The sequence below is a fragment of the Paenibacillus sp. BR1-192 genome (assembly GCF_029542445.1).
GTDB lineage: Bacteria > Bacillota > Bacilli > Paenibacillales > Paenibacillaceae > Paenibacillus_AQ > Paenibacillus_AQ lautus_A.
Genome location: NZ_CP120718.1, coordinates 1,095,561 through 1,117,527 on the forward strand (window position 1 = coordinate 1,095,561; position 21,967 = coordinate 1,117,527).

Genomic DNA, 21,967 nt, shown 5'->3' on the forward strand with positions numbered 1-21,967 from the left:
CTGTATGATACGGGCGGGCGATGGGTTTAGGCGGATGTCCCGATTTTCGGGATAGGAGCGGAATCGGGCGATGGCCCAGGAAGATTTTAGCGCGCCTCTTTCGGACGTGAATGAGAGCGTTTATGCGGGATGAGTCCCCCTAAGGGATGGTCGTCCTGTAGTGCGTGAAATCGTTAATGCTTGAAAATACTAGTTCCGCTCGGGTACAATGGGAGTGCGAGTGTTATACACACAGTAACAATAGGGGATGATCATCCAGTGCAATTAAAGAAGCTAAATGATAAGAGCATCGATCAATTATTCGAAGCGATATTAACCCTGGACAGCGTGGAGGAATGTTATGTATTCTTCGACGATCTCTGTACCGTGAACGAAATTCAATCCTTGTCGCAGCGGCTGGAAGTGGCGCGCATGCTGGGCAAGGGATGCACATACAACCAGATTGAAGCAGAAACGGGAGCCAGCACCGCCACGATCTCGCGCGTGAAGCGCTGTCTGAACTACGGCAATGACGGTTACAAAATGACGCTGGAGCGTCTGGGACGTTAATTCATGACGAAGCCGGGTGTGCTGGTCATCAGTCATGGCTCACGTGAACGGAAATGGGTGTCGCTTGTGGACGAGGCCGTCCACGAACTGGCATCCCGTATGGATATACCGGTCGTATCTTCGTACCTGGAATTGGTAGAGGGCCGTCTGATTCAGGACGGCATCACGGCCTTGGAAGACCAGGGTGTCACCGACATTGTGGTCATTCCTCTATTTGTCTCGTCCGGCAGCACACATGTCGACGAAATAGCTTATGCTATAGGAGCGAAGGCCGTTCCGGACATGGAGACGGACCTGGCGCCGTTTCGGGTCCGGTCCCGGGTTCATTTCGGTACGCCGATGGACGACGATTCCGAGATTGCGGCCATGGTATGGGATAAGGTGAAAGAGCTGTCCGTGACCCCGGCGAAGGAAGTCATTCTCCTCGTCGGACACGGCAGCCGGCATGATCTGTTTCGCAGCCGTTGGGAAAAGGGTATTAACTCTTTGGCAAAGCGAGTTAGCGAGGTAAGCGGAACCGGCGCGGATTATGCCTTACTCAGTCCCGGCGATGTGCGGGACAAGGTGACAGCATGGATGGAGCGCGGCTGCGATGTGATCGTAGCTCCGCTTTTTTTGAGTGAGGGGTATTTTACGGAGAAGGTAATACCCGATCGGCTCCAGGGGCTGGAATGCCGGTATTCCGGCAGGACCTTGCTTCCGCATTCGCTGCTGCCGCAGTGGATGGAGTCGCAGGCCAAACGTCTTCTTCAATCCTTGAAATCATAAGTAGGTGGCGTATCGTTAATGAGAAATGCAAGGTTAATCTATAACCCAACCTCCGGCCGGGAGGAAATGAAGCGTCGGCTTGCTGATATATTGCACCGTTTGGACAGTGCTGGCATCGAAACCTCCTGTCATGCAACGACCGGAGAGGGGGATGCGACCCGTGAAGCGGCGGATGCCGTCGAGCGCGGGTACGATCTTGTGATCGCGGCCGGCGGAGACGGTACGCTCAATGAGGTCATCAACGGGATGGCCGGCAGGGATAACCTCCCGCCGCTGGGCATTTTCCCGCTGGGGACCACGAACGATTTTGCGCGGGCGCTCGGCATCTCGAAGAATTGGGAGGAGTATTGCGATCTGGTGATTCGGGGCGAGACGCGTCCGATTGACGTGGGCAAAGCGAATGATCGTTACTTCATCAATATCGCGGGCGGCGGTACGCTGACCGAGCTTACGTATGAGGTGCCTAGCAAGCTGAAGACGATGATCGGGCAGCTGGCGTATTATTTGAAGGGGATCGAGAAAATGGTCAGCCTGACGCCGCAGGAGCTCATCATCAATGCCAGCGGTCATCCGGCGATCCATGACGAATTCATGGTGTTCCTCATTGCGAACAGCAACTCGGTCGGCGGCTTCGACAAAATCGCGCCGGGCGCGAGCATCGACGACGGCTTGTTCGACGTCATTGCCCTGCGCAAGTGCAATCTGGCGGAGTTCGTGCGTGTGGCTACGCTAGCTCTTCGCGGCGAGCATATCAACGACAAGCGAGTCGTTCATTTCCGCACCGACTATATGGAGGTTGTCTCTCCGGGACCGGTTCAGCTGAACCTGGACGGCGAGTTCGGCGGCGTCCTGCCGGGCACGTTCCGCGTGCTGCCGCAGCATTTGCGGATTTTTGGCTGAGATGTTTGGCTGGTAGAGAGGCGGTAGGCATGGGAAAAGCGCGTAAGGCGTGATGGTTGCTGCCGATGGCTCAGCGGGGACGGATCGCATTAGCGATGGATAGGCGATTATGGCGATGGGCCATGGAACGAGATGGAACAGGCCGAGGATCGCCGCTTAGGCTCCAGGCTCTTGTAAGTAAATGATTGGATTTGCAGGCGGAATGGATTGAATAACATACGAGGCTCCCGTATAATGATGGACGTGAGCTTGTGCGCTAAGCTCCCTTGGGGGAGCTTTTTGTTGTTTAAGCGAATGAAGGTTAACGGAAGATCATCCGCTTTTATTAAGTACGTGTTCAAAAAGAGTCGGTTTTCAGCACCGAGAAGGTTGAATGAAGCTAGGGACTGAGGAGTGGAGCGTACGCTTGGGTACGTGAGCACCGGAAGGCCCGGCTGAATTCAAGATTCGATGCCGAGTGGCTTCCTGATTCACTTCGTGATAGATATAGAATTTATGAGTTATCAGTGGAACTGATGAAATTCTATATCGCAAGAAAACCTACCTATGCATCGCGGTCGCTCATCCTTGAAGTGGCCTCGATATAGGTTTTCTTATCAAAAGCGAGCTTTTTGAACAACTTCTATTATGGATGGTGTTCCGATTGGGAATATAGAGTGGTAAGGGACAAGTTGAACGGAAAGAAGTGAACAGCACATCATGAAGAAGAATCGCAAGGGAAGCGACACGCGCCGCAGCGGCAAGCCGGCGGCTTCGGCGGCCCTCCTGGACCTGCCAGTGGCGAAGAACGACGAGGTCGTGATCGATATTATAGGAATGAACCATGACGGGGAAGGGGTTGGCCGTGCCGACGGCTACACCTTGTTCGTTCAGGGCGCCCTGCCGGGTGAGAAGGCACGGGTGAAGGTGCTCAAGACCAAGAAGCAGTATGGCTATGCCAAGCTGCTGGAGCTGGTTGAGCAGAGCCCGAACCGCATTGCAGCCCCATGCCCGATCTACGACCAATGCGGCGGCTGCCAGCTGCAGCATATGAGTTATGCCGGTCAGCTGGAGTGGAAGCGCCAGCTGGTGGTGGACAACCTGGAGCGGATCGGGAAGCTGCGGGTGGTGAGAGAGGCGGCAGGTGCTGGAGAGACGCGTGTGGGCAACGAGCGGAGTGGCACAGATGGTGGAGTGGACAATGAGATTTCTGAAACCAACGGGGCGAATCCTGCCGTGTCCGGCGTTGATTCAGATCAAGAAGGGATCCTCGTACGTCCGACACTGGGCATGAGCGAGCCTTGGCGCTACCGCAACAAGTCCCAGGTGCCTATCGGCGTAACGGAAGGCGGCCTGGTCGGCGGCTTCTACGCCCGGGGCAGCCACCGGATCGTGGACATGGAGACGTGCCTCATTCAGCATGAGCAGAACGACGAGGTCGTCAGCCGAGTCAAAGCCATCGGGCGAAAGCTAGGCATCACCGCCTACAATGAAGAGACAGGACAGGGCCTGCTTCGCCATGTCGTGGTGAAGATCGGTTTTGCTACACGAGAGATGATGATTGTACTCGTCACGAATGGTGAACGCATTCCACGCGTGAACGAGTGGATCTCGGCGATCCGTGAGGAGCTCCCGGCTGTTGTGAGCGTCTGTCAGAATGTGAATACACGTAAAACGAACGTGATTTTCGGGGATGTGACCCGTGTCCTGTGGGGGCGTGAGGTCATCCATGACTATATAGGCGATGTGAAGTTCGCTATCTCTGCGCGATCCTTCTACCAGGTAAACCCGGCTCAGACGGAAGTGCTGTATGGCAAGACAGTGGAGTATGCGGGACTAACCGGAGAAGAGACTGTAATCGATGCCTATTGCGGCATCGGAACGATATCTCTATTCTTGGCACAGCATGCCAAGAAGGTGTATGGAGTCGAAATCGTGAAGGAAGCGATCGAGGATGCGCGTGCCAATGCGGAGCTCAATGGTATGAAACATGTGGAGTTTGAAGTCGGCGCTTCTGAGGATGTGATTCCGCGCTGGAAAGAACAGGGCATCGAGGCGGATGTCATCGTGGTCGATCCACCGCGTAAAGGTTGTGACCCTCGTTTGCTGGAGACGATTCTTGAGATGAAGCCGGAGCGGGTCGTGTATGTGAGTTGTAATCCGTCCACGCTGGCAAGAGATTTGCGAGTGTTGGAGGATGGCGGGTATCGGACGGTGGAGGTTACGCCGGTGGATATGTTTCCGCATACGGTGCATGTGGAGTGCGTGGTGGGGATATGTCGCGTCGATACCTAGAAGTCTATAGTTTTCAGCATTCGGCGAAGTATTTCTCCTTTGCGAAGGATGAGAGCGATTATAAGAACAAGGAATTGCGAGACACAATTAAAGTTTCGGTTGTTTTGGACTTGAAGTGGGTAGATATGACGAGCAACTTTTAAGTGTACGTAGAATAGCTCCCACCTATAGCGGCGGGAGCTATTCTACGTACACTTTTTTGCTATTAGTATGGTCCTAAAAAGCGTACTCCATTAAAATGAATAAGGTGAGAAGGAGCATCTGCAACCCAAACTTCTGTTTCCCAAGCAATAACACTCAGATATCGAGCCATTACTGAACGATTCGGGAATGCAGTTACATATACGATGCCCGCAGTCGAGCCATTGAATAACCGCGCTAACTCATCATGCCGTTTTCCATCAACAGGGCCGTGGCTTGTTACTGATTCGATCAGTAATAACCAGTCCTTTTCAGGATAATAAATAACGACATCCGGCATCTTTCCATGGGAGTCAACCGCAACTCCGAGGTTACTTAACAAATCCTCATCGAAATATTTACCGCCTGTATCACCAGCAAATATCAGAATACCCCCTGGTACATACCGCGCGGCAAAATCCTCGATAATAGCTTTTATTAACTCACTATGCTCACCTTGACTCAGCATAATTTGCTTTCCGGGGGCAATTTGTACAGGGAGTCTGTTTTGTTCCCGTTCTTTGGCATACCGTTCCACAAGCGTTTGTCTTGTCGCTAGATATGCCTTTAGAGCAGGCTCCCATCGAGAGGTGCCATATAACTTTATGAGCATCAAGGCCTCGGGTTCAATCTGGTAAACGGCTTTAGGACTGTTAACAGGTCGGGTTGGCTTGTCAGGGTTGTATAGTGAAATCCCAGCATCAATGAACTGATGCATGGTCTGCCGTCTAAATGTTTCCCGTGTATTAGGGGCATACTCTTTCCCGTAATGTTCCCGACTAAAATCCATCATCGGGGTAATACCGATTAAGGGGTTCTCTGCTTCCGACCAAGTTTTTTCAGCAGTCAGATTTAATATTGCCAGTAGGCAAAGTGCTGAGCGTTCATTTAATTGGGCTCTTGGCAAGCCAAGCGCTCTGAGTATTTCCAAGGCTCCTTCAATATTAGGATGGGTGTCCTCAGTCACAGTATCTCCTCCAACTTTTGGTCTATTTCCTCTTGACCTATTGTATCAGAGTTTGACATCACCCATCTACCAAACTTTTCAAGTTTTTCTCTGCTTGGGAACTTCATCGTACGAAGATCGGTTGCGTTAACTTGTGTATGTCCGTTAAATACTCGGAAATATTTGTCGACTTCTGTTGAGTTTAAATAAGCGTATAAACCAAAAGCTAACTCAGCGGGTATGCCTTGCTTTTGATAATGGAGAACATTAAGTCCATTTTCAAATCCAACTTCAGCATAGTTGACGCTACTTGGAGTTAATACCCCCGCTACGATACGACGTTTTTCTTCTTTAGAGGAGAACCGTTTTACTACTGTATAATATCCGTTCGGATACAGCCATTTTTTCATCTCGTCATCAACAAAAACTGCGTTGGGCTTCTTCATGACTTTTGGCCATTCTGTTAATGTTCCCACGAAATGATTAGGGTAGAAGAGAGGAACAGTACCATCTTCCGGCATATCTCTTAAATGCCCCTTAACTCGAAAATCAACTACTGGTCCTGTAGAAACCTCAACACCTATTTCCTTAAGTGAGAAACAAACTGATGGGTATCTCTCAATGAAACTCTCTTCGTTAGAAGTAGGTATATGAATGAAGAATTCAGAGTCCTTTGGCTGGACAATCTTTTCGAACGGGTAACAATTAACTTCATAATCACTAAAGCTGTCGTCCCTAGAAGTAGATACTTGAACCTCGCCTTGTATCTCGCCGCGCTCTAACAACATGATCACATTTTCTTGCAAAACTTCATCGTCCTTAAAAGCCTTGTCTCTGGAATCGAATAAGTGCATGTGTTTTATTGCAGTTTTCTCAAGCAGAAGTTGGCGAAAAGGACGGAAGTAGGGTCCGTTACAGAAACTTCTCGGGATAATCGCTACGATTTGGCCATGGTCTTCCATCAATTCAATTGTCAGTGCTACGAAGGCTGAGTATAAATTAACGGTTTCAATACCGACGCCTCGAAGAAGTTTGCGGTGTCTCGAATTACTCATAATTTTCTTGTAAGGTGGATTTAATATGGCATGAGAAAAGCGTATTTTATTGTTCGAGCTTGAAAGTAAGCTCTCTTCATCAAGCAAAACATTTGTTGCCCATTCGATATAGTCCGCAGCTATGACTTGACTGTTGAGGTTCAGGGTGTCCTCGAATAACGAAAGCGTATTGAAAAGTTTTTCTCTAAGAATCTCATCAATTTCGACGGCTGTGATTGCAGCTTGATTACTTAAGCCTTCGGAAACAAGGCGACTCAAAAAAGCACAAGTCAAAGATCCGATTCCAGCTCCGGCATCAAGAATGTTGGGATGGGACATCGTATCTTTGTCGAATAGTGAAGCCATGAAGCTGGCAATACTTGATGGGGTCAAAAACTGACCTAACTCAGATTTACGCTTTAGAGAAGGATTTATCGCTAGCCGTTCCTGATCAACGGCATCTAATAGTTGAGCCATGTTTGCACCTCTTGCTTGCGAATTGTATCTAATTATTTTAGTATAATAGCTTAGGTCTTATCAAACCCAATATGTAGTCATAAATAAAAAGTCCTCGTGGGTGCTTCCCACAGAGGACTCTGCCGATGCTTTCGGACAAGTTTACCTTACCAGTAAATGAGAAAAAATTCAAGTGTGATTAACTTACAATTCGACAAAACCCCCATGACTAGAAAATGGGGCAATAAGAATCGACCAAGAAGAGAAACGGAACGGCTGAACCAAACTAAATAGCATCTTTTTTAGTTACTTCATCAGTAAGAAGAGTCATATCCATTACATCGACTTCTCGATACTGCTTAGTTAGCAGCTTTTTGAAGATTGTATCCACGTGGTCACGGGTCACGTAGTTGGACTTGTTAACGAGTGCTTCGAAAAGCCAGTGCATATAGTAATTTTTAGCCAGTTCGACTTCTTCGAAGTTTTCTCTATATTTTAAGTGGAGATGTGTGAGAGCATCTGTTGTGATAAAGATGGGCTTAGTAATAACTGAACTAGGTAGCTGATCTTCAAAATACTTGACAGTCGTATCAACTTGGGCTGCATTAAAACAATTTGAGATGAATATGTGTCCGCTCAGTTTTCTTTGTTTAGCGTAACTGGAAATTAAATCAGAGTCGTTAAGATCTTTAACATATTGTACAGCCTTTCTTTGCTCCGCTATTTCTAAAGGATAACCCTCATTTTTATATGCAAGTTTGAAATCAAATGAAAATGCGTATCTTTCTTTATCATTCCTGACATAAGATAACGAAAAGACGCCTTCCGGAAGTTGTTTACCACTCTGCTGTTTCCCCCACTTAACTGAGTTGGGGAACATGTCCTTCAATAGTGCATACCCATCATCCTCAAGATCGCCGGGGGTATACAGTGTTTTGTCAAGACTATCTGGTGGACAGTGGATACCACATAATGAGTGGTAGGACTTGTTCGCAGCAGAAGCCAAATAATTTTTTGCTCTTAACTCTAGGTTAGAATAGATGCTGTCGAAAAATAGTTTAAGATCATCATCTTTTTGAACATAAAGTTTTCCAAAACTAATAGCTTGAATGCACTCACTTGTATACTTCCCTATAAATTTTTCTTGTTGCCCTACGAAAACTGCTATTAGCGGGTTCATCATTTTATGCAGCTTGGACAAGAGTCTTCCATCAAGAGTGTGCTCAGTAATAAGGATTTGAAGTGGTCGTTGATCACCAGATCGCTCCAGCTTAATTAACTTTAACGTGTTATTACCGAATGTTAAATTGGAGTCTCCAAGCATAATCCAACTCTCATCGTCACACCAAATTCTTAATTTTCTTTTAACCTCAGCCCTAACCTCGCTAATTCCAATTTGAGTCGAAATGTTTTCTCTAACCCTGAGAGGACTATCACAGATGGGACATTCGCCAAGTATCACGGTTGAATCATCAATCCTTGTCTCGTGAGGACAGTCACTGTTTGTACACTCTGCATAAGCTTCTGTAATATTTTTGAGGAGTTTTTTCTTCATAAGTGCCTCGTAAAGTCCCTTCGCATCTCCTTGGCTGTGTTTTCTATAATCACGTTGACCCATAACGTAGTCAATTAAGTCCGCTTGTCCATCAGCAAACTTGTTGTTTGCAATCTCCTGAAACATTGGAACTCCGAATTTTTCAAAAAACTTCGTTTTAATTGACTCCAGTGTATCTTTCTCAATTAAGCTATCGTCCATAGTGAAAACAACATGCCCATCATCTTTCACAATTGAGCGAATTGTCCGTCCCACCCCTGACGATTTGAATGATATTGATGCTAAATCTTTTATACTTTCAATATTTACACAGCCCTTATCGCTAGCATCGATAACAGATGGCCACACATCCATATTTTTGGACTGGATAGTGATCTCAGGTGAGTTTTTTATCGGACTAGAGCGAAACACTACCTTCTCGACAAGGAAATCATTAACTGGTTTACCACTTGCAGTTTTTCCGTTCAAGATTGACTCAATAAATATTGTCTTGTTGAATTCCCCCTCTGTCAGAATAGTTGTCGTACCCCTCAAATGAATGTACAGTGAGAGGACAGAGAAGTCGAGGTGGAGGACAAATGAACCAAGTTAGCAAGGAATTGAAGGAAAGCATCTTGCAACGCATGATGCCGCTCAACAATGAACCTGTAAGCCAGATTGCCCGAGAAAGTGGAATATCCGAAACGACGCTGTACAAGTGGAAGCATGCCGCTAAAGCGAGCGGGATGGTCATGCCGACTGGCGCGCAAGTCTCTGAGCGTTGGAGCACACGAGATAAATTCGCCATCGTCGTGGAGACTGCGGCATTGAGTGAGATTGAATTGTCGGAATACTGTCGGGCAAAAGGGTTGTACGTTGAGCAAGTGAATGCTTGGCGTGACGCCTGCATGCAAGCAAATGGAGGGATCGCCGAGCAATCGAGCAAGCTACAAAAAGAGCTTCGCTCGAAAGAACAGGAAGTAAAGGAACTGAGCCGAGAGCTGCAACGAAAGGAAGCGGCGTTAGCGGAAACGGCGGCGTTACTGGTACTGCGAAAAAAGGCCCAAGCGATCTGGGGGGACCCCGGGGAAGACTAATCAGTGCCCCAGATCGTGAGTTAGCTCTATCACTGATCCAAGAAGCGGTGGAAGCTGGAGCAAGAGAAAGGCTAGCTTGTATCGAACTCGGACTGACCCAGCGAACCATACAACGTTGGCGCCAAAGCGGTTCACGTGAAGACGGACGACCGCATGCAAAGCGCCCTGCACCTGCTCATAAGCTAAGCGAGGAAGAAGAACGGCAAATCCTGAACACCATTCATCAGCCGGCGTTCAAGAGCTTGCCGCCGAGTCAAATCGTTCCTTCCCTCGCCGATCAAGGCACCTATATCGCATCCGAATCAAGCTTTTATCGCGTGATGCGTAAGCACCAACAACAGCAGCACCGCGGACGGAGCAAGCAGCGAAGCATGAAACCGCCAACGAGCCATTCTGCAACGGGGGTTAACCAAGTCTGGATGTGGGACATTACCTGGCTGCCAGGACCCGTCAAAGGCCTCTTCTTTTATCTCTATTTGGTGTTGGATTTGTATAGTCGAAAGATCGTGGGATGGGAGATCTGGGAAGAAGAGTCGGCTGAACATGCCAGTCAATTGATTCGCAAAACGGTGATCCGGGAACAATGCGTCATTCGCCAACATCCGCTTGTGCTGCACTCCGATAACGGTAGCCCGATGAAGGGAGCAACGTTATTGGAAACGCTGTACAGCCTAGGGATAACGCCGTCGAGAAGCAGGCCGCGAGTTAGTAATGACAACCCGTATGCCGAGTCTGTTTTTCGTACGTGCAAATACCGTCCAGCGTATCCCGCACAAGGCTTTAAGGACTGTACAGAGGGGCGTGAATGGGTGCTGCGTTTTGTCCATTGGTACAACCATGAGCACCATCATAGTGGGCTTAACTTTCTGACGCCTAGCCAGAGACATCAAGGCCTGGCTGAACAGATTTTCGAGAAGCGAAGGAGCGTTTATGAAACGGCAAAAGCTTCTCATCCAAAACGTTGGTCAGGTGCTACGCGCGACTGGAGTCTGGCAGAAGAAGTGTGGCTGAATCCAGACAATGTGACGTCTATTCAAACTGAGCAAAAGTGAAATCTTAACGTTGCTATTTTCGAGCTAAGCGACAACTATCTTGACAAATACCGAATTCGTGAAACACCTCAGTCTTATAAGCAGACAGCACACCGTCAAAAGTTTCTTCGATATATTTTTTGATAGCTACACTTTCGAATTGAACTTTGGTCTTTATTTCAACGGTACCACTTTCGGAGTTCAACTCAAACATAAGTGTATTAACTTCCTGATGCCGAATCCCTTGGTTATAGTCAGGTATGGAGGTATCATTAACTTGCTTGTAAATTAAACAAATAAAGCGGTTTTCTCTTACGATTGAGTATGAAAATATGCGATACTCATTAGTTTCTTTTGAGCCTTTATAGAGCAAATTGCGAAGCTTATCTTCAAAGCCTTTTTCTGATAGAACTTGTTTGGCTTTGCCCGGAGCAATGTTTTTATCTAATGCAAATAAATCACCTGTTCCACGGACAGTCCATAAATGATAAGTCAGCAAAGAAAATAACAATGCTGGAGATTGTCCAAACAGATGATGAAGTTGTGCCAAAGGAGTTTTATGTTTTAACTCGTCAGAGTTATTTTCATAAAAAATAGGAATACTACGCTTCTTACGGTTTTGGAAGTCGCGCAGTAGAAGGGCAAGCAACACCCTTCCCTCAGAGATAAGGGACAAGTCATTTTTACATTGCTCTTTATTTGCTGAGTCTGTTAATACTACTTCAGTTACATCGGCTAGGTCCTTAAGTTCTTCCAAAGACATTGCATCTAAAAAAGCCTCAAAGCGTCTTAATTGCTGATTTGCGCTCAATTCGTTTATAGCATCGAAACTCACTTCCAGATCTCTCCAGTAAAACTCAGTGACGCTACCGTGCTCCCTGTATCTTCCGTTAGCTGACATTCCTACACCTCAATCCTATTCTATTTATGGTATATACTTCTATAGACAATTGGAAAAGTCCTTTAATTCGACAACGTTCGTATTATAGTGCAATCTATTATTCTTCTTGTGGATAAAGATATGCTTGCCTTCCTCAAACTTGGCAAATCCGATAGAATTTCTTCCCACCTAACTATACGTTTATGACACTCATAGTCTTCTGCTCATCCAGTGGCATTAGGAATGGGCTATTAACCATGTTTCAGAAATCCCCCCTACATTTCCGTTATTCAAGTCCATGATTTTCTATTTATTTCTACCTCCTGCAACCCCAATAAGTAGATGAGAATCTTTATTTGATTAATCCCCTATTTTTTTTCGCATTGCTACCCGATTTTGCCCCAAAAATGAAACGGCTTGTAGAGGGAGCGTTGTCCCTCCGCTCTGTTCCTTGAAAACCACATATAAGTTTGTCCGGTACATTCCCCATGCAGCCTCAGAGGAAAGCCAGTATGCAAGCGCGCCATGACCATGTTGTTTCTGTTCGTCTATTCAAGACGCAGAATAATATGAGAGCGATTCCGTGAAGCATAGCGAAATGGTGGTCCCATTTTCGGCGATGACCTGCATGGCGGGATTATGATACTTCCGTCCAGCCACAGCTCATCGCAATGGGGGCGGCCTGCAGCGATCCTGGAGGAGGTGTAATATTGCACCTATGAGGACAGTCAGCCGCTGTCCGCCGGATAAATTTTTCTATACTTAAATCCGAATCGGCTACTCCGCGATTGGAGATCATGGAACAGCCTTCAATCAAACTGGAGTTGAACAATCGTTTCTTACAAGCAAGAAACCTCTCATATATTGAATGTTTTGCCGTAAAATCATCGTTCAAGCTTGTCCATAAACTTAATGATTCTGTCAGGCAACCATGTAAAAAACGCTAAGGTCGAATATCCAAGAGGACATGCTTACCAGGTGTTCTCTTTTTATATAGATACTCGTGAAAAGCCGTTGCTCAATTTGCTCAGAGCAATCGGCTTTTTCCATTTGAAAGGAGCTTTGAACACATGGCCAAGGTGATCGCCCTTGCTAATCAGAAAGGCGGCGTAGGCAAAACGACAACTGCGGTCAACCTGGGTATCGGATTGGTGGCGGAAGGGAAGCGGGTGCTGCTGCTCGATGCCGACGCGCAAGGCAATCTGACGGATTCGCTCGGGTTTCAGGAGCCGGATAATCTTCCGGTATCGCTGGCGACGATGCTGCAAAAGTGTATGGCGGAAGAAAGCTATGATCCGCAAGAAGGCATTTTGCAGCATCACGAAGGGATTGACCTGATGCCGGGAAATATCGAGTTGTCGGCCGTTGAGGTGGCACTCGTCAACACGATGAGCCGCGAAACCATCCTGCGCACGTATATCGACTCGGTAACTGATCACTACGATTATATCCTGATCGACTGCATGCCCAGCATGGGCATGATGACGATCAACGCATTGGCAGCGGCAGATAGCGTCATTATTCCCGTTCAGGCCCACTATTTGCCCGCAAAAGGCATGACGCAGCTTCTGCACACGGTTGCCCGCGTTCGCCGTCAGATCAACAAAAAGCTGGTGGTGGATGGAGTTTTGCTCACGATGGTGGACAACCGCACCAATTTTGCAAAAGATATTTCGTTCGTCCTGCGCCGCGACTACGGGGACAAGCTGCGGGTATTTCAAACGGAAATCCCCCTTTCCATTCGCGCGGCGGAAACGAGCGCTCGCGGCAAGAGCATTTATGCGCATGACCCGAACGGGCAAGTCGCCAAGGCTTATGTGGCGTTAACGAGGGAGGTGCAGGATATTGACGGCGAAAGAAGACCGGCGCGCCAGCATAAAGCTGACCACAGTCGATGATTTGTTTACGACGGAAGAAGATCGAAAGGGCCAGCAGAAGGAACAGATCAAGGATATTCCGCTGTCGGATATTAGCGATTTTCTCGATCATCCCTTTAAGGTAAAGGCGGACGATGCGATGCTGGAAATGGCGGAAAGTGTGAAGCAATACGGGGTGCTGGTGCCCGTTCTGGTACGGCCCAAAACGGACGGCGGCTTTGAAATGGTTGCCGGGCATCGTCGGAAAAAGGCGAGCGAGTTGGCGGGGATAGAGTCGATCCCCTGCATTGTACGCGAACTGGACGACGATCAGGCGACCATTATTATGGTGGACAGTAATTTGCAACGGGAGCATGTGTCCCCTAGTGAAAAGGCGTTTGCATATAGGATGAAGCTTAATGCAATGAAACGCCAAGCAGGCAGACCGAGCAAAGAAAATGCTGCCCAAGTTGGGCAGGATATAAATGGAAAATATTCCGTCGAGATTTTGGCGGAACAAGTAGGCGAAAGCCGTAATCAAATTAAACGCTTCATTAGATTGACGGAACTGATTCCCCCTATTCTCGAAATGGTAGACGACAAGCAAATCGCATTTAGCCCGGCCGTTGAAATCTCTTACTTGGCCGAGAAAGAACAGCAAGCCCTGCTCGAAACGATACAGGCCGAGGATTGTACGCCTTCGTTGGCGCAGGCGCAACGCATGAAGAAGCTGAGCCAGGACGGAAAGCTGAACGGCGATGTTATCCTCGGTATTATGACAGAGGAAAAGCCGAACCAGAAGGAGAAGCTGACGATTCCCAAGGATAGACTTAGCCGGTTTTTTCCCCAGGATTATAGCGCACTGCAAATGGAAGAGGTCATTATGCAACTGGTGGAAACCTGGTATCGCCGGAAACAGCGGGAACGGGATCACGAGCGTTGATACAGCCCTTTGTCTTTCGGACAGAGGGATTTTTTATGCCCATTTTTGCTGAAAGGAGCGTTCCAGATGGACTTTACTGTAGGAAAACGGAGGCAATATGAGCGGCTGATGAAGGAAAAGCCCGGCTTTACGAATAGTGAGCCGTCCGAAGAGGAAGAACGGTCGCCACGTAAGCAGGCACAGAGCATGGATTCGGTGCCCAAGAAGCCTGAACGCAAACGAAGTCGGGGGGACTGACGATGGAGCAGGAGAAACGAATGGCCGGCGACTACGAGGTTTATCAGGCGCTGCCCGTTGGCCGGGTCGAGGTCATTTTGGGCATCGACGCGACAAATCCCGAGAAGCCCTATTTGGTCTGCTACTGTGACCAGAACAATTTGTTTGGCATCGACCAGTATTATGGCGCAGAGAGATATGGGGACTATCTGCAAGCGATGCAGGACTTTACCAAGCTGATGCAATGGGAGATCGAAAAGCTTCAGACCGAACGTTCGGCCCTTCCAGAACCGATGGGTCCGGTTCCATCCGCCCATTGCCTGCCCATCAAGGGCGAGGATGAACTGAACGGCAAGCTTGTCGTGATTCGCCCGGAAAGGCTGCGACCGGAGTTTCGCACGGCGGATCATCAAGTGGTCCGGGTGACGGGCGGCTTCGGCGCATCGGGACATTCGCGCGGACGTGCCGTTTTCGCGATGAGGCTCTATTCCGGCGACGAGTGCCGCTATAATCGCGAAGACCTGTTGGGCTTCCTGAAGCAGGAGCATACACCGGCATGGGCAGCCGAGAAGCTGGCGCTTCTTCAAGCGGAGAAGCAGCAGAAGCCGCGGACGCGAGACGAAGCTCGCTAAGTTAGACCAATCCCTTCCAAGTGAAGAAAGGAGTCGTTGTCGATGTCATGGACCTCTCGCAACCGCAAGGCGTTCGTCATTGGAGCCATTGCGGTTAGTATGGCGCTGCTGGTAGCGGCGGCGGTTTACATGTTGATGCAGCATGACGAACAGAAGCAACAGCAGCAAGAGTTGCAAAACTACTATGAACAGCAGCTTGAAGCATTGAAGCAGGAACAGGAAAGGAGCAGTCGCGAGGCGTGGGTGGCAAGCCGGGCTGTCGCGGCCGGAGCTGTGCTGACAGCGGATGACCTCAAGGCGGTTTCGATGCCCGCCGATCTTCTTCCATCCGGCATGTTGACCAACCAGGAAGCGATTATCGGCAAGCATGCCAAGGTGGCGCTGGAGCTGGGAACGCCGCTGCTCGCTTCCTTGCTGTATGAAGGACAGCCGGTTCCAAAGGATGTGCGGCTCAAGGAATTTCAGGTGATCCAGCTTCCCTCCAATCTCCAGGCCGAACAGTTCATTGATGTCCGAATCAGTTTTCCGACCGGCGAAGACTTTGTGCTGCTGTCCAAAAAGAAGGTGCAGCAGTTGGCGGGCAATGTGGTCTGGCTGGAAATGAACGAAAAGGACATCCTGCAAGCCTCCAGCGCCATTATTGATGCGTATTTGCAAGGCGCGCGCCTTTACGCACTGCCCTACATCGAGCCGGGCTTGCAGGAGGCGGCTGTCGTCAACTACCCGGCCAATCCGAAGGTGCTGGATTTGATGAAGATCGACCCCAATCTGCTCGAAACGGCCGAAACGGAATTGGCTCGCAATCTGCGCCAAACCCTGGATGCAAGTTTGAAGGCGGTCAGCGAATCGGACAAGCTGCGGGTGTCCAGCGGCAATGTCACGGTCCAGCAGCAATTGCAAAACGAGCGGGCGACCACCCGGCAAGGCAATGCAATGTTTGAGGCGCAGGCGCCATCAGGAGCCGAGAACTCGGAGACGACGTCACCCGACGCCACCGCATCGAGGACGGAACAGCCACCGACATCCGAGGAGGTATCGCAGCTACCGTCAGTCCCTTCGGTTCCCTCAGCTTCCGTCACACCTCCTCCGGCTGCAACGGGAACGGAATCGCCCCCGGAAACGAATGCCCCATCGGGAGAAGACCGGTGGGCGGATATTCTAAATCAGTAAGGGAGACGGCTATGAAAAAAATCGTATTTCTTGGCTCGGCGGACAAAAGCCATGTGCTGCTGGCGCTCGGCCGACTATGGACCGGCTTGGGACAGAAGGTGTTGCTGGTGGATTCTACGATGGGACAAGCTGTGCAAGGCTACTTGCCGCCTGCGTTCACCGGCAGCGCCGTGCAGGAGTTTGAGGGCATGGATGTGGCCTACGGCTATGTGACCGCCGCACAACTGGATCGCGCGCTGGAACAAGCGGGAACCGCAGGCGCATATGATGTGCTGCTGCTCGACACCGACCATACGCAAATGGTAACGGGCCGCGATTTGCCCGGCTATGACAAGCGGGTATGGTGCTGGGACGGCAAGCGGCTGTCGCTGCAAAAAAATGAAGAGCTGCTACTGCGCTTGTGCTTGCACGAAGCGGAAGCGCTGCTCTCTTTTTATGAATGGCTGTCTCCGGCGTTGCCGGGCAGACTGCCCGCGTGGCAGGCGGAAACGCGAATGCGCCATGTGAAGTGGCTGGAGCCTTCCTTTCATTTTCCGCTGGATGAACGCGATGCCACGGTTGATGTGCATAACCAGCATCAGCATCGCCTTGACCTTCGCGGCGTGAGCGGAGCGTTTCGGCAGGGGCTGCTCACGATGCTGCAACAGCTTGCCGAATGCGACGCCAAGGCCGCGCGGCGCGCTTGGGCGACGGCTCAAAAACGATGGCGAGCCTGGTAGAAAGGAGAACGCACATGGGAATGATCGTCGTGTTTTGGAGTCCGTTCCCCGGTCAGGCCGGAACGACAACCAGTCTGTTGGCGACAGCAACGTGTTTGGGGCTGGAATATTCGGCAAGGCTGCTACTGCTCGGCCTTCTTAGCGAGGAGGATGAGGCGGTGCAGCGCGCCTTTTACCGGCCGGAAAAAAATCCGACCCGATTGCCGGATAGCGGCATTGACGCGCTGCTGCGGTTGCTGCAAAACCGGAAGCTGGAGGCGAGGATGCTGCGGGATTACGCGCAGCCGCTGCTGCGGGAACGGCTGGACGTGCTGCCCGGCTCGGCGAAGCCGAACGAAGGCTTTGCCGCGCTGGCGGAGCGCTGGCTGGAGCCGCTTTTGGATACGGCCAAGCGTGCCTACGATCTGGTACTGCTGGACGGCGGCAGCGGGCAGGCTTCGGGCTGGCGGAAGACGCTGCGAAATCGGGCGGATCTCGTCGTCGTATGCCTGCCGCAAAATTGCTTGCTGCTGGAGCGCTTTTTTCAATTGCCGGAAAGCGAGCGGCTAAACGGACGGAACGCGCTGCTGGCGTTTGGACAGTTCGATCCGGCGTCAGCCCTGACAGTAAACAACCTCCAGCGCCGTTTCCGCTGGCAGCAGCCGGCCTTTCCGGTCGCGCATAATACCGGCTGGCTGGATGCGGTGCAGCAAGGGGAGGCGATCCCGTATTGGTTCCGTAATCGCAAGCTACCGCGCCAGCTTGAGAACCATCGCTTTGTCCGGCAGGTGCGCGCGCTGGCGCAGGGGCTGATGGAAGGCGCGGGCGCTAATCGGCCCCTGTTTGGCGGCAAGGAGGACACGCCATGATGACGCTGCTGAATACCTTGCTTGTGCTTGCGCTTCTGCTGCTGGCGGCCTTTTTCTTGTATCTGCGCATGAGCAGCCGCCTGCCGGAGCGAACGGGTGGCGAGACCGTGTACACGCTGGAGGCGATGACGGCGTTTATCAAAGACACCTTGCACGAAATGACAACGAGCCATCTCAGCGATTTCGGCTTGTCCGAGGAAGAATACCGCCGTCGCAAGAACAAGCGGGCGGAGCTAAAGAAGGCGCTGCGCGGCTGCACCTCCGGGGATTTCCGGGACAAGGAATACGTGAAGCAGGTGATCGCCGATTTGCTGATGCAGCAATACGAATTGGATGATGAACACCTGAACCTGTTGCTGCCGTTCCAGCAGCCGGATGCCCTCACTGCCCAGGATCAGTTTGACATCCTGCTGGATCGCTACAGGCAGCAATTCGGGCTGCGGGCGCTGGAGCAGATGCTTCAGGCGTATGAGCTGGATCGGCAGCGCTTCGATGAGGAAGGGCAACTGGAGGCTTACCGGATCTCGGAGGAAGAAATTCGGAGCATCTATGCCCAAAGCGTCCCTCGCTTGACGGAGGAGGATAAGCTCCGCGTTGTCGTGCAGCGGATTTACCAGCACTACAAGGGATTTAGCGTCATCGACGAGCTGCGCGATATGCGAATCGACGGCGTATCCGGCGGGGTGTCCGGTTTGCCGCCGCTGATGTGGGAGGGCGAATGGGCGCTGGAAGAGGACGCGCAATGGCAGGCACTGCCTCGTTCGCATGATAGCGTCTGGCTGTTTTACAAGGGCAAGTCCATTCATTTGAGTTTCCTCTCGTTCGGCTCGGAGCAGGAGCTGCGCCGCGTGTGTCAGATCATCTACAAGCATAATTTTCCCGGCCAGTTGTCCGAGGCGAACGGCTATAAGGTCAATGAAATGGGCGACGGCTCCCGCGTCGTCGTCTTGCGCCCCCGGTTTGCGGAATCGTGGGCTTTTTTTGTGCGCAAATTCGATGTGCAGAGCGCTACACTGGAGCAGTTGATTCAAGACGAAAATGCGGAGCTGCCGATCGGACTCATTCGCTACTTGGTCGCGGGCGCGCGGATTACGGCAATCACCGGCGCACAGGGCAGCGGCAAGACCACCCTATTGATGGCGATGGTGCGCCATATTCCGGCGGTATTGCCGATTCGGGTGCAGGAGATGAGTTTTGAACTGCAGCTTCGCAAAATTTACCCGACTCGCAACATCGTCAGCCTGCGCGAAACGGAAACGATTACCGGCCAGCAAGGACTGGACATTCAGAAGAAAACGGACGGCTCGGTGAACATTTTGGGTGAGGTCGCGACCGACCCGGTTGCGGCCTGGATGGTGCAGATGGCGCAGGTCGCATCCCTGTTTACGCTGTTCACCCACCACGCCAAAACGTTCCGCGATCTCGTGCTGTCGCTGCGCAATTCGCTGCTCAAGACCGGCGTGTTTAGTAGCGAGCGCGTGGCCGAGCAGCAAGTCGTCAGCGTCGTCAATTTCGATATTCATTTACGTCGTGACTTGGACGGGCGGAGGTATGTTGAACGAATTACGGAATGTATGCCGGTGCCGCAGGAAGCGGATTATCCGGCCGATTTTACCGGCAAGATGACCAAGGATGTGCGGCAGGCCGCTTTTATGGAAACGATGCTGGAATTTTTCCGGCGCTCGACGGATCGCCCGCTGTATACCGCACGGAACCTGGTCGAATACCGGGACGGACGGTATGTTGCCGTCCATCCGCTGTCCGAGCAAAGTCGCCGGGACATAGCGACATACTTGAGCGGCCCTGATCAGGCGGTCTTCGATGCCTTTCTGGACAGCCATTGGGAGGAGGAGTCATGATGCGGGAATGGCTCTCTCCACTGCTCGGCATATCGACGGTTCTGTTCCTGATGGCAGTGGCGGCGTTCCTATGGCTGTCCCGACGCGATTCGGATATTGCCGCCATTCGGCGCTACGAATCGCTGCGCAAGCCTGGACAGGCGTCGCGCAGACAAGCGGTGTACAGTTTCCTGCAACAGTTGTACAGCGTGTGCGAGCAGGTGCCGATCCTGCGTGCCTATTTGCATCATCTGCGCAAGCGGCTCCTGATCGTTCGGTTGGGCGACGAGTGGAAGCTGCGACTGGAAACGATCAAGTCTGCTTTGCGGGTATGGAGCATCCTTCTCTTGCTCGTCATCCCGCTTGCCGTCATGGTGCGCGATCCGTTCACCTGGGGCATGTTGCTGCTTGGGCTTTGGGTAGGCCACGGCGTGCTCGCGGACATGGGCGTGCAGCGGCTGGAGCTGCGACTGCTCCGGCAGCTTCGCACGTTCTTCGGCGATGTGCGGCATCACTACCATCGCCACGGCATGGTCGAGGAAGCGATCTATGAGGCGGCGGACGGCGCGCTCTATGAAATGGCGCTGCACGGACAAGAACTGTACGACATGCTGACGGACAGCAATGCAGAGGACAAGCTGGCGCAATACGTGGAGCTGGCCCCCAATCGTTATTTGCAGGGGCTGGCCGGATTGTCTTATCTCATTAAAGAGCATGGCGACCGGCAAACGGAAAGCGGCTCAGTGTATCTCAAGGGGCTGGAAAAGCTGTCCGGCGAGCTGAGTCTGGAGCTTCTGCGACGGGAGAAGCTCAGTTATTTGCTGCAAGGGCTGACGGTGATTGCGCTGGTGCCGCTGCTCTTTACCCGCCCGATTGAAGCCTGGGCAAGCCGCTTTTTCCCGCCGATGGATGCCTTCTACGCCGGGGCGCTCGGTTGGCTGGCGAAGCTAAGCCTGCTCGTGGTCGTCTGGCTGTCCTATGTGCTGCTCCGTGCGCTGTCGGAGCTGGATGGGGCTGCCCGATCTACCAGCCGAAAAAGATGGGAAAAGCGGGTGTATGGCTGGCCCTGGATGCGCTGGCTTGTGCAGCGGCTGGGGCCGGCTCCCGATTCGCGGGAAGCGCAGCGGGTGACGCAGCTGCTCAAGGATACCGCTTCGCCGCTACGGCTGGAATGGTTTTATGTGCAGCGGGTGGTCGCAGGCGCGTTGGCCTTTGCCGCCGTGCTGGGGCTGTTTGTATCCCTGCACGCCGCAGAGCGTCATCAACTGCTGTATGCGCCTGTCAAGCCGGGGATGCTGTTCGGGCAGTTGTCGGCCGAGGAAGAAGCCAAGGCGCGGGAAGCCGCAGCGCTGGATCGCCGCATCATCGAACAAGTAAAGGAGGTGAGGCCGCGCAACGAACAAATGGTCATGAATCTGCTCCGTCAGCAGGCCGTTAACGGCGAACAGGAGGAAGAGCTTCGCCTGACCGCGCGGCGGGTGATCGGGAAGCTGGAGAAATTGGAGCAGCCGCGGCTGCTGTGGTGGGAGGTGTTGTTGGCCATCGCCGGAGGCTGGGGAGGGTATGCGCTGCCCGTCGGCATCCGATGGTTTGAACGGCGCATGCGGCGGATGGAGATGAAGCACGAGGTCGATCAGCTGCAGGCGGTGATCGCCATGCTGGCCGGGATGGAACGCATGTCGGTCGAGCAACTGCTCATCTGGATGGAGCAGTTTGCCCGTTTGTTCAAGGAGCCGTTGCAGGCGTGCTTGCTCCACTTTGAGCAGGGCGAGGAGCAGGCGCTGGCGCAGCTCAAGGAGGACGCACCATTTGTGCCGTTCGTGCGGACGGTGGAGAAGCTGGAGCTGGCGTCACAACATTTGACGATCCGTCAGGCGTTCGACGATCTCGAAGCGGAACAGAACTTTGCGCGAGAGCAGCGCAAGCAGGAGTATGAGCAATTGATTGAACAAAAGGCAGGCTGGGGGCGCTGGATCGGCTTTACTCCCCTGATGACGCTGATTTTCGGGTATTTGGTCATCCCGTTGCTCGTCGTCAGCCTGCATCAAATGACGGCTTACTACGAGCAGCTTCAACGCATTCAGTAAGTTAAGCCG

At 51.7% G+C, this 21,967-nt stretch carries 17 protein-coding genes and 1 pseudogene; 14 read left to right on the forward strand and 4 right to left on the reverse strand.

What is annotated here, in order from left to right; all coding sequences use genetic code 11:
- Positions 1-258: 258 nt before the first annotated feature.
- From P0X86_RS04760 to rlmD, 4 genes are all read left to right on the forward strand, one after another.
- The gene (locus tag P0X86_RS04760) at positions 259-549 is read left to right on the forward strand and encodes a YerC/YecD family TrpR-related protein (protein WP_009592310.1); all 291 of its coding nucleotides are present in this window, start codon (positions 259-261) and stop codon (positions 547-549) included.
- A gap of 3 nt (positions 550-552) precedes the next feature.
- Positions 553-1,317 carry a sirohydrochlorin chelatase gene (locus P0X86_RS04765; protein ID WP_277747899.1) on the forward strand — a complete coding sequence of 255 codons (765 nt, stop codon included), beginning with the start codon at positions 553-555 and terminating at the stop codon, positions 1,315-1,317.
- A gap of 18 nt (positions 1,318-1,335) precedes the next feature.
- On the forward strand, positions 1,336-2,217 hold the full coding sequence (locus tag P0X86_RS04770) for a diacylglycerol kinase (RefSeq protein ID WP_096774998.1): 882 nt from the start codon (positions 1,336-1,338) through the stop codon (positions 2,215-2,217).
- Between the two features lie 699 nt (positions 2,218-2,916).
- Positions 2,917-4,491: a 23S rRNA (uracil(1939)-C(5))-methyltransferase RlmD gene (rlmD, locus tag P0X86_RS04775; RefSeq protein WP_277747900.1), complete on the forward strand. Its 1,575-nt coding sequence runs from the start codon at positions 2,917-2,919 to the stop codon at positions 4,489-4,491.
- A 205-nt stretch (positions 4,492-4,696) separates the two neighbouring features.
- Here rlmD and P0X86_RS04780 read toward each other — a convergent pair whose 3' ends face one another.
- The 3 genes from P0X86_RS04780 to P0X86_RS04790 all read right to left on the reverse strand — a co-directional run bounded on the left by P0X86_RS04780 (position 4,697) and on the right by P0X86_RS04790 (position 9,130).
- Positions 4,697-5,638 (reverse strand): BsuBI/PstI family type II restriction endonuclease, encoded by a 942-nt coding sequence (locus tag P0X86_RS04780; RefSeq protein ID WP_277747901.1) that lies wholly within the window; start codon positions 5,636-5,638, stop codon positions 4,697-4,699.
- Positions 5,635-7,128 (reverse strand): Eco57I restriction-modification methylase domain-containing protein, encoded by a 1,494-nt coding sequence (locus P0X86_RS04785; protein ID WP_277747902.1) that lies wholly within the window; start codon positions 7,126-7,128, stop codon positions 5,635-5,637. Before P0X86_RS04785 ends, P0X86_RS04780 begins: the two co-directional genes overlap by 4 nt.
- A gap of 265 nt (positions 7,129-7,393) precedes the next feature.
- Positions 7,394-9,130 carry a hypothetical protein gene (locus P0X86_RS04790; RefSeq protein ID WP_277747903.1) on the reverse strand — a complete coding sequence of 579 codons (1,737 nt, stop codon included), beginning with the start codon at positions 9,128-9,130 and terminating at the stop codon, positions 7,394-7,396.
- A gap of 110 nt (positions 9,131-9,240) precedes the next feature.
- Between P0X86_RS04790 and P0X86_RS04795 the strand changes: the two are divergent.
- Positions 9,241-10,790 (forward strand): annotated as a pseudogene (locus P0X86_RS04795) (IS3 family transposase).
- Between the two features lie 13 nt (positions 10,791-10,803).
- On the opposite strand, the gene P0X86_RS04800 reads toward P0X86_RS04795, so the two are convergent.
- Complete coding sequence (locus P0X86_RS04800; protein WP_277747905.1) at positions 10,804-11,670, reverse strand: hypothetical protein; 867 nt, start codon at positions 11,668-11,670, stop codon at positions 10,804-10,806.
- Between the two features lie 1,049 nt (positions 11,671-12,719).
- Between P0X86_RS04800 and P0X86_RS04805 the strand changes: the two genes are divergently transcribed.
- From P0X86_RS04805 to P0X86_RS04845, 9 genes are all read left to right on the forward strand, one after another.
- Positions 12,720-13,547, forward strand: a complete 828-nt coding sequence (locus P0X86_RS04805; RefSeq protein WP_277747906.1) for a ParA family protein — start codon at positions 12,720-12,722, stop codon at positions 13,545-13,547.
- Positions 13,495-14,448 carry a ParB/RepB/Spo0J family partition protein gene (locus P0X86_RS04810; protein ID WP_277747907.1) on the forward strand — a complete coding sequence of 318 codons (954 nt, stop codon included), beginning with the start codon at positions 13,495-13,497 and terminating at the stop codon, positions 14,446-14,448. The genes P0X86_RS04805 and P0X86_RS04810 overlap by 53 nt, the downstream gene beginning before the upstream one ends.
- 66 nt (positions 14,449-14,514) lie before the next feature.
- Positions 14,515-14,685, forward strand: a complete 171-nt coding sequence (locus P0X86_RS04815; RefSeq protein WP_277747908.1) for a hypothetical protein — start codon at positions 14,515-14,517, stop codon at positions 14,683-14,685.
- Between the two features lie 2 nt (positions 14,686-14,687).
- Complete coding sequence (locus tag P0X86_RS04820; RefSeq protein ID WP_277747909.1) at positions 14,688-15,296, forward strand: hypothetical protein; 609 nt, start codon at positions 14,688-14,690, stop codon at positions 15,294-15,296.
- A gap of 42 nt (positions 15,297-15,338) precedes the next feature.
- On the forward strand, positions 15,339-16,466 hold the full coding sequence (locus tag P0X86_RS04825) for an SAF domain-containing protein (RefSeq protein WP_277747910.1): 1,128 nt from the start codon (positions 15,339-15,341) through the stop codon (positions 16,464-16,466).
- Positions 16,442-17,185, forward strand: coding sequence for a hypothetical protein (locus P0X86_RS04830; RefSeq protein WP_277747911.1), 744 nt, complete (start codon positions 16,442-16,444; stop codon positions 17,183-17,185). Before P0X86_RS04825 ends, P0X86_RS04830 begins: the two co-directional genes overlap by 25 nt.
- A gap of 14 nt (positions 17,186-17,199) precedes the next feature.
- On the forward strand, positions 17,200-18,033 hold the full coding sequence (locus P0X86_RS04835; protein ID WP_277747912.1) for a P-loop NTPase family protein: 834 nt from the start codon (positions 17,200-17,202) through the stop codon (positions 18,031-18,033).
- Positions 18,030-19,892, forward strand: a complete 1,863-nt coding sequence (locus P0X86_RS04840; protein ID WP_277747913.1) for an ATPase, T2SS/T4P/T4SS family — start codon at positions 18,030-18,032, stop codon at positions 19,890-19,892. The genes P0X86_RS04835 and P0X86_RS04840 overlap by 4 nt, the downstream gene beginning before the upstream one ends.
- A complete protein-coding gene (locus tag P0X86_RS04845; protein WP_277747914.1) occupies positions 19,889-21,958 on the forward strand; it encodes a hypothetical protein in 2,070 nt (689 codons plus the stop codon). The genes P0X86_RS04840 and P0X86_RS04845 overlap by 4 nt, the downstream gene beginning before the upstream one ends.
- Positions 21,959-21,967: the final 9 nt, after the last annotated feature.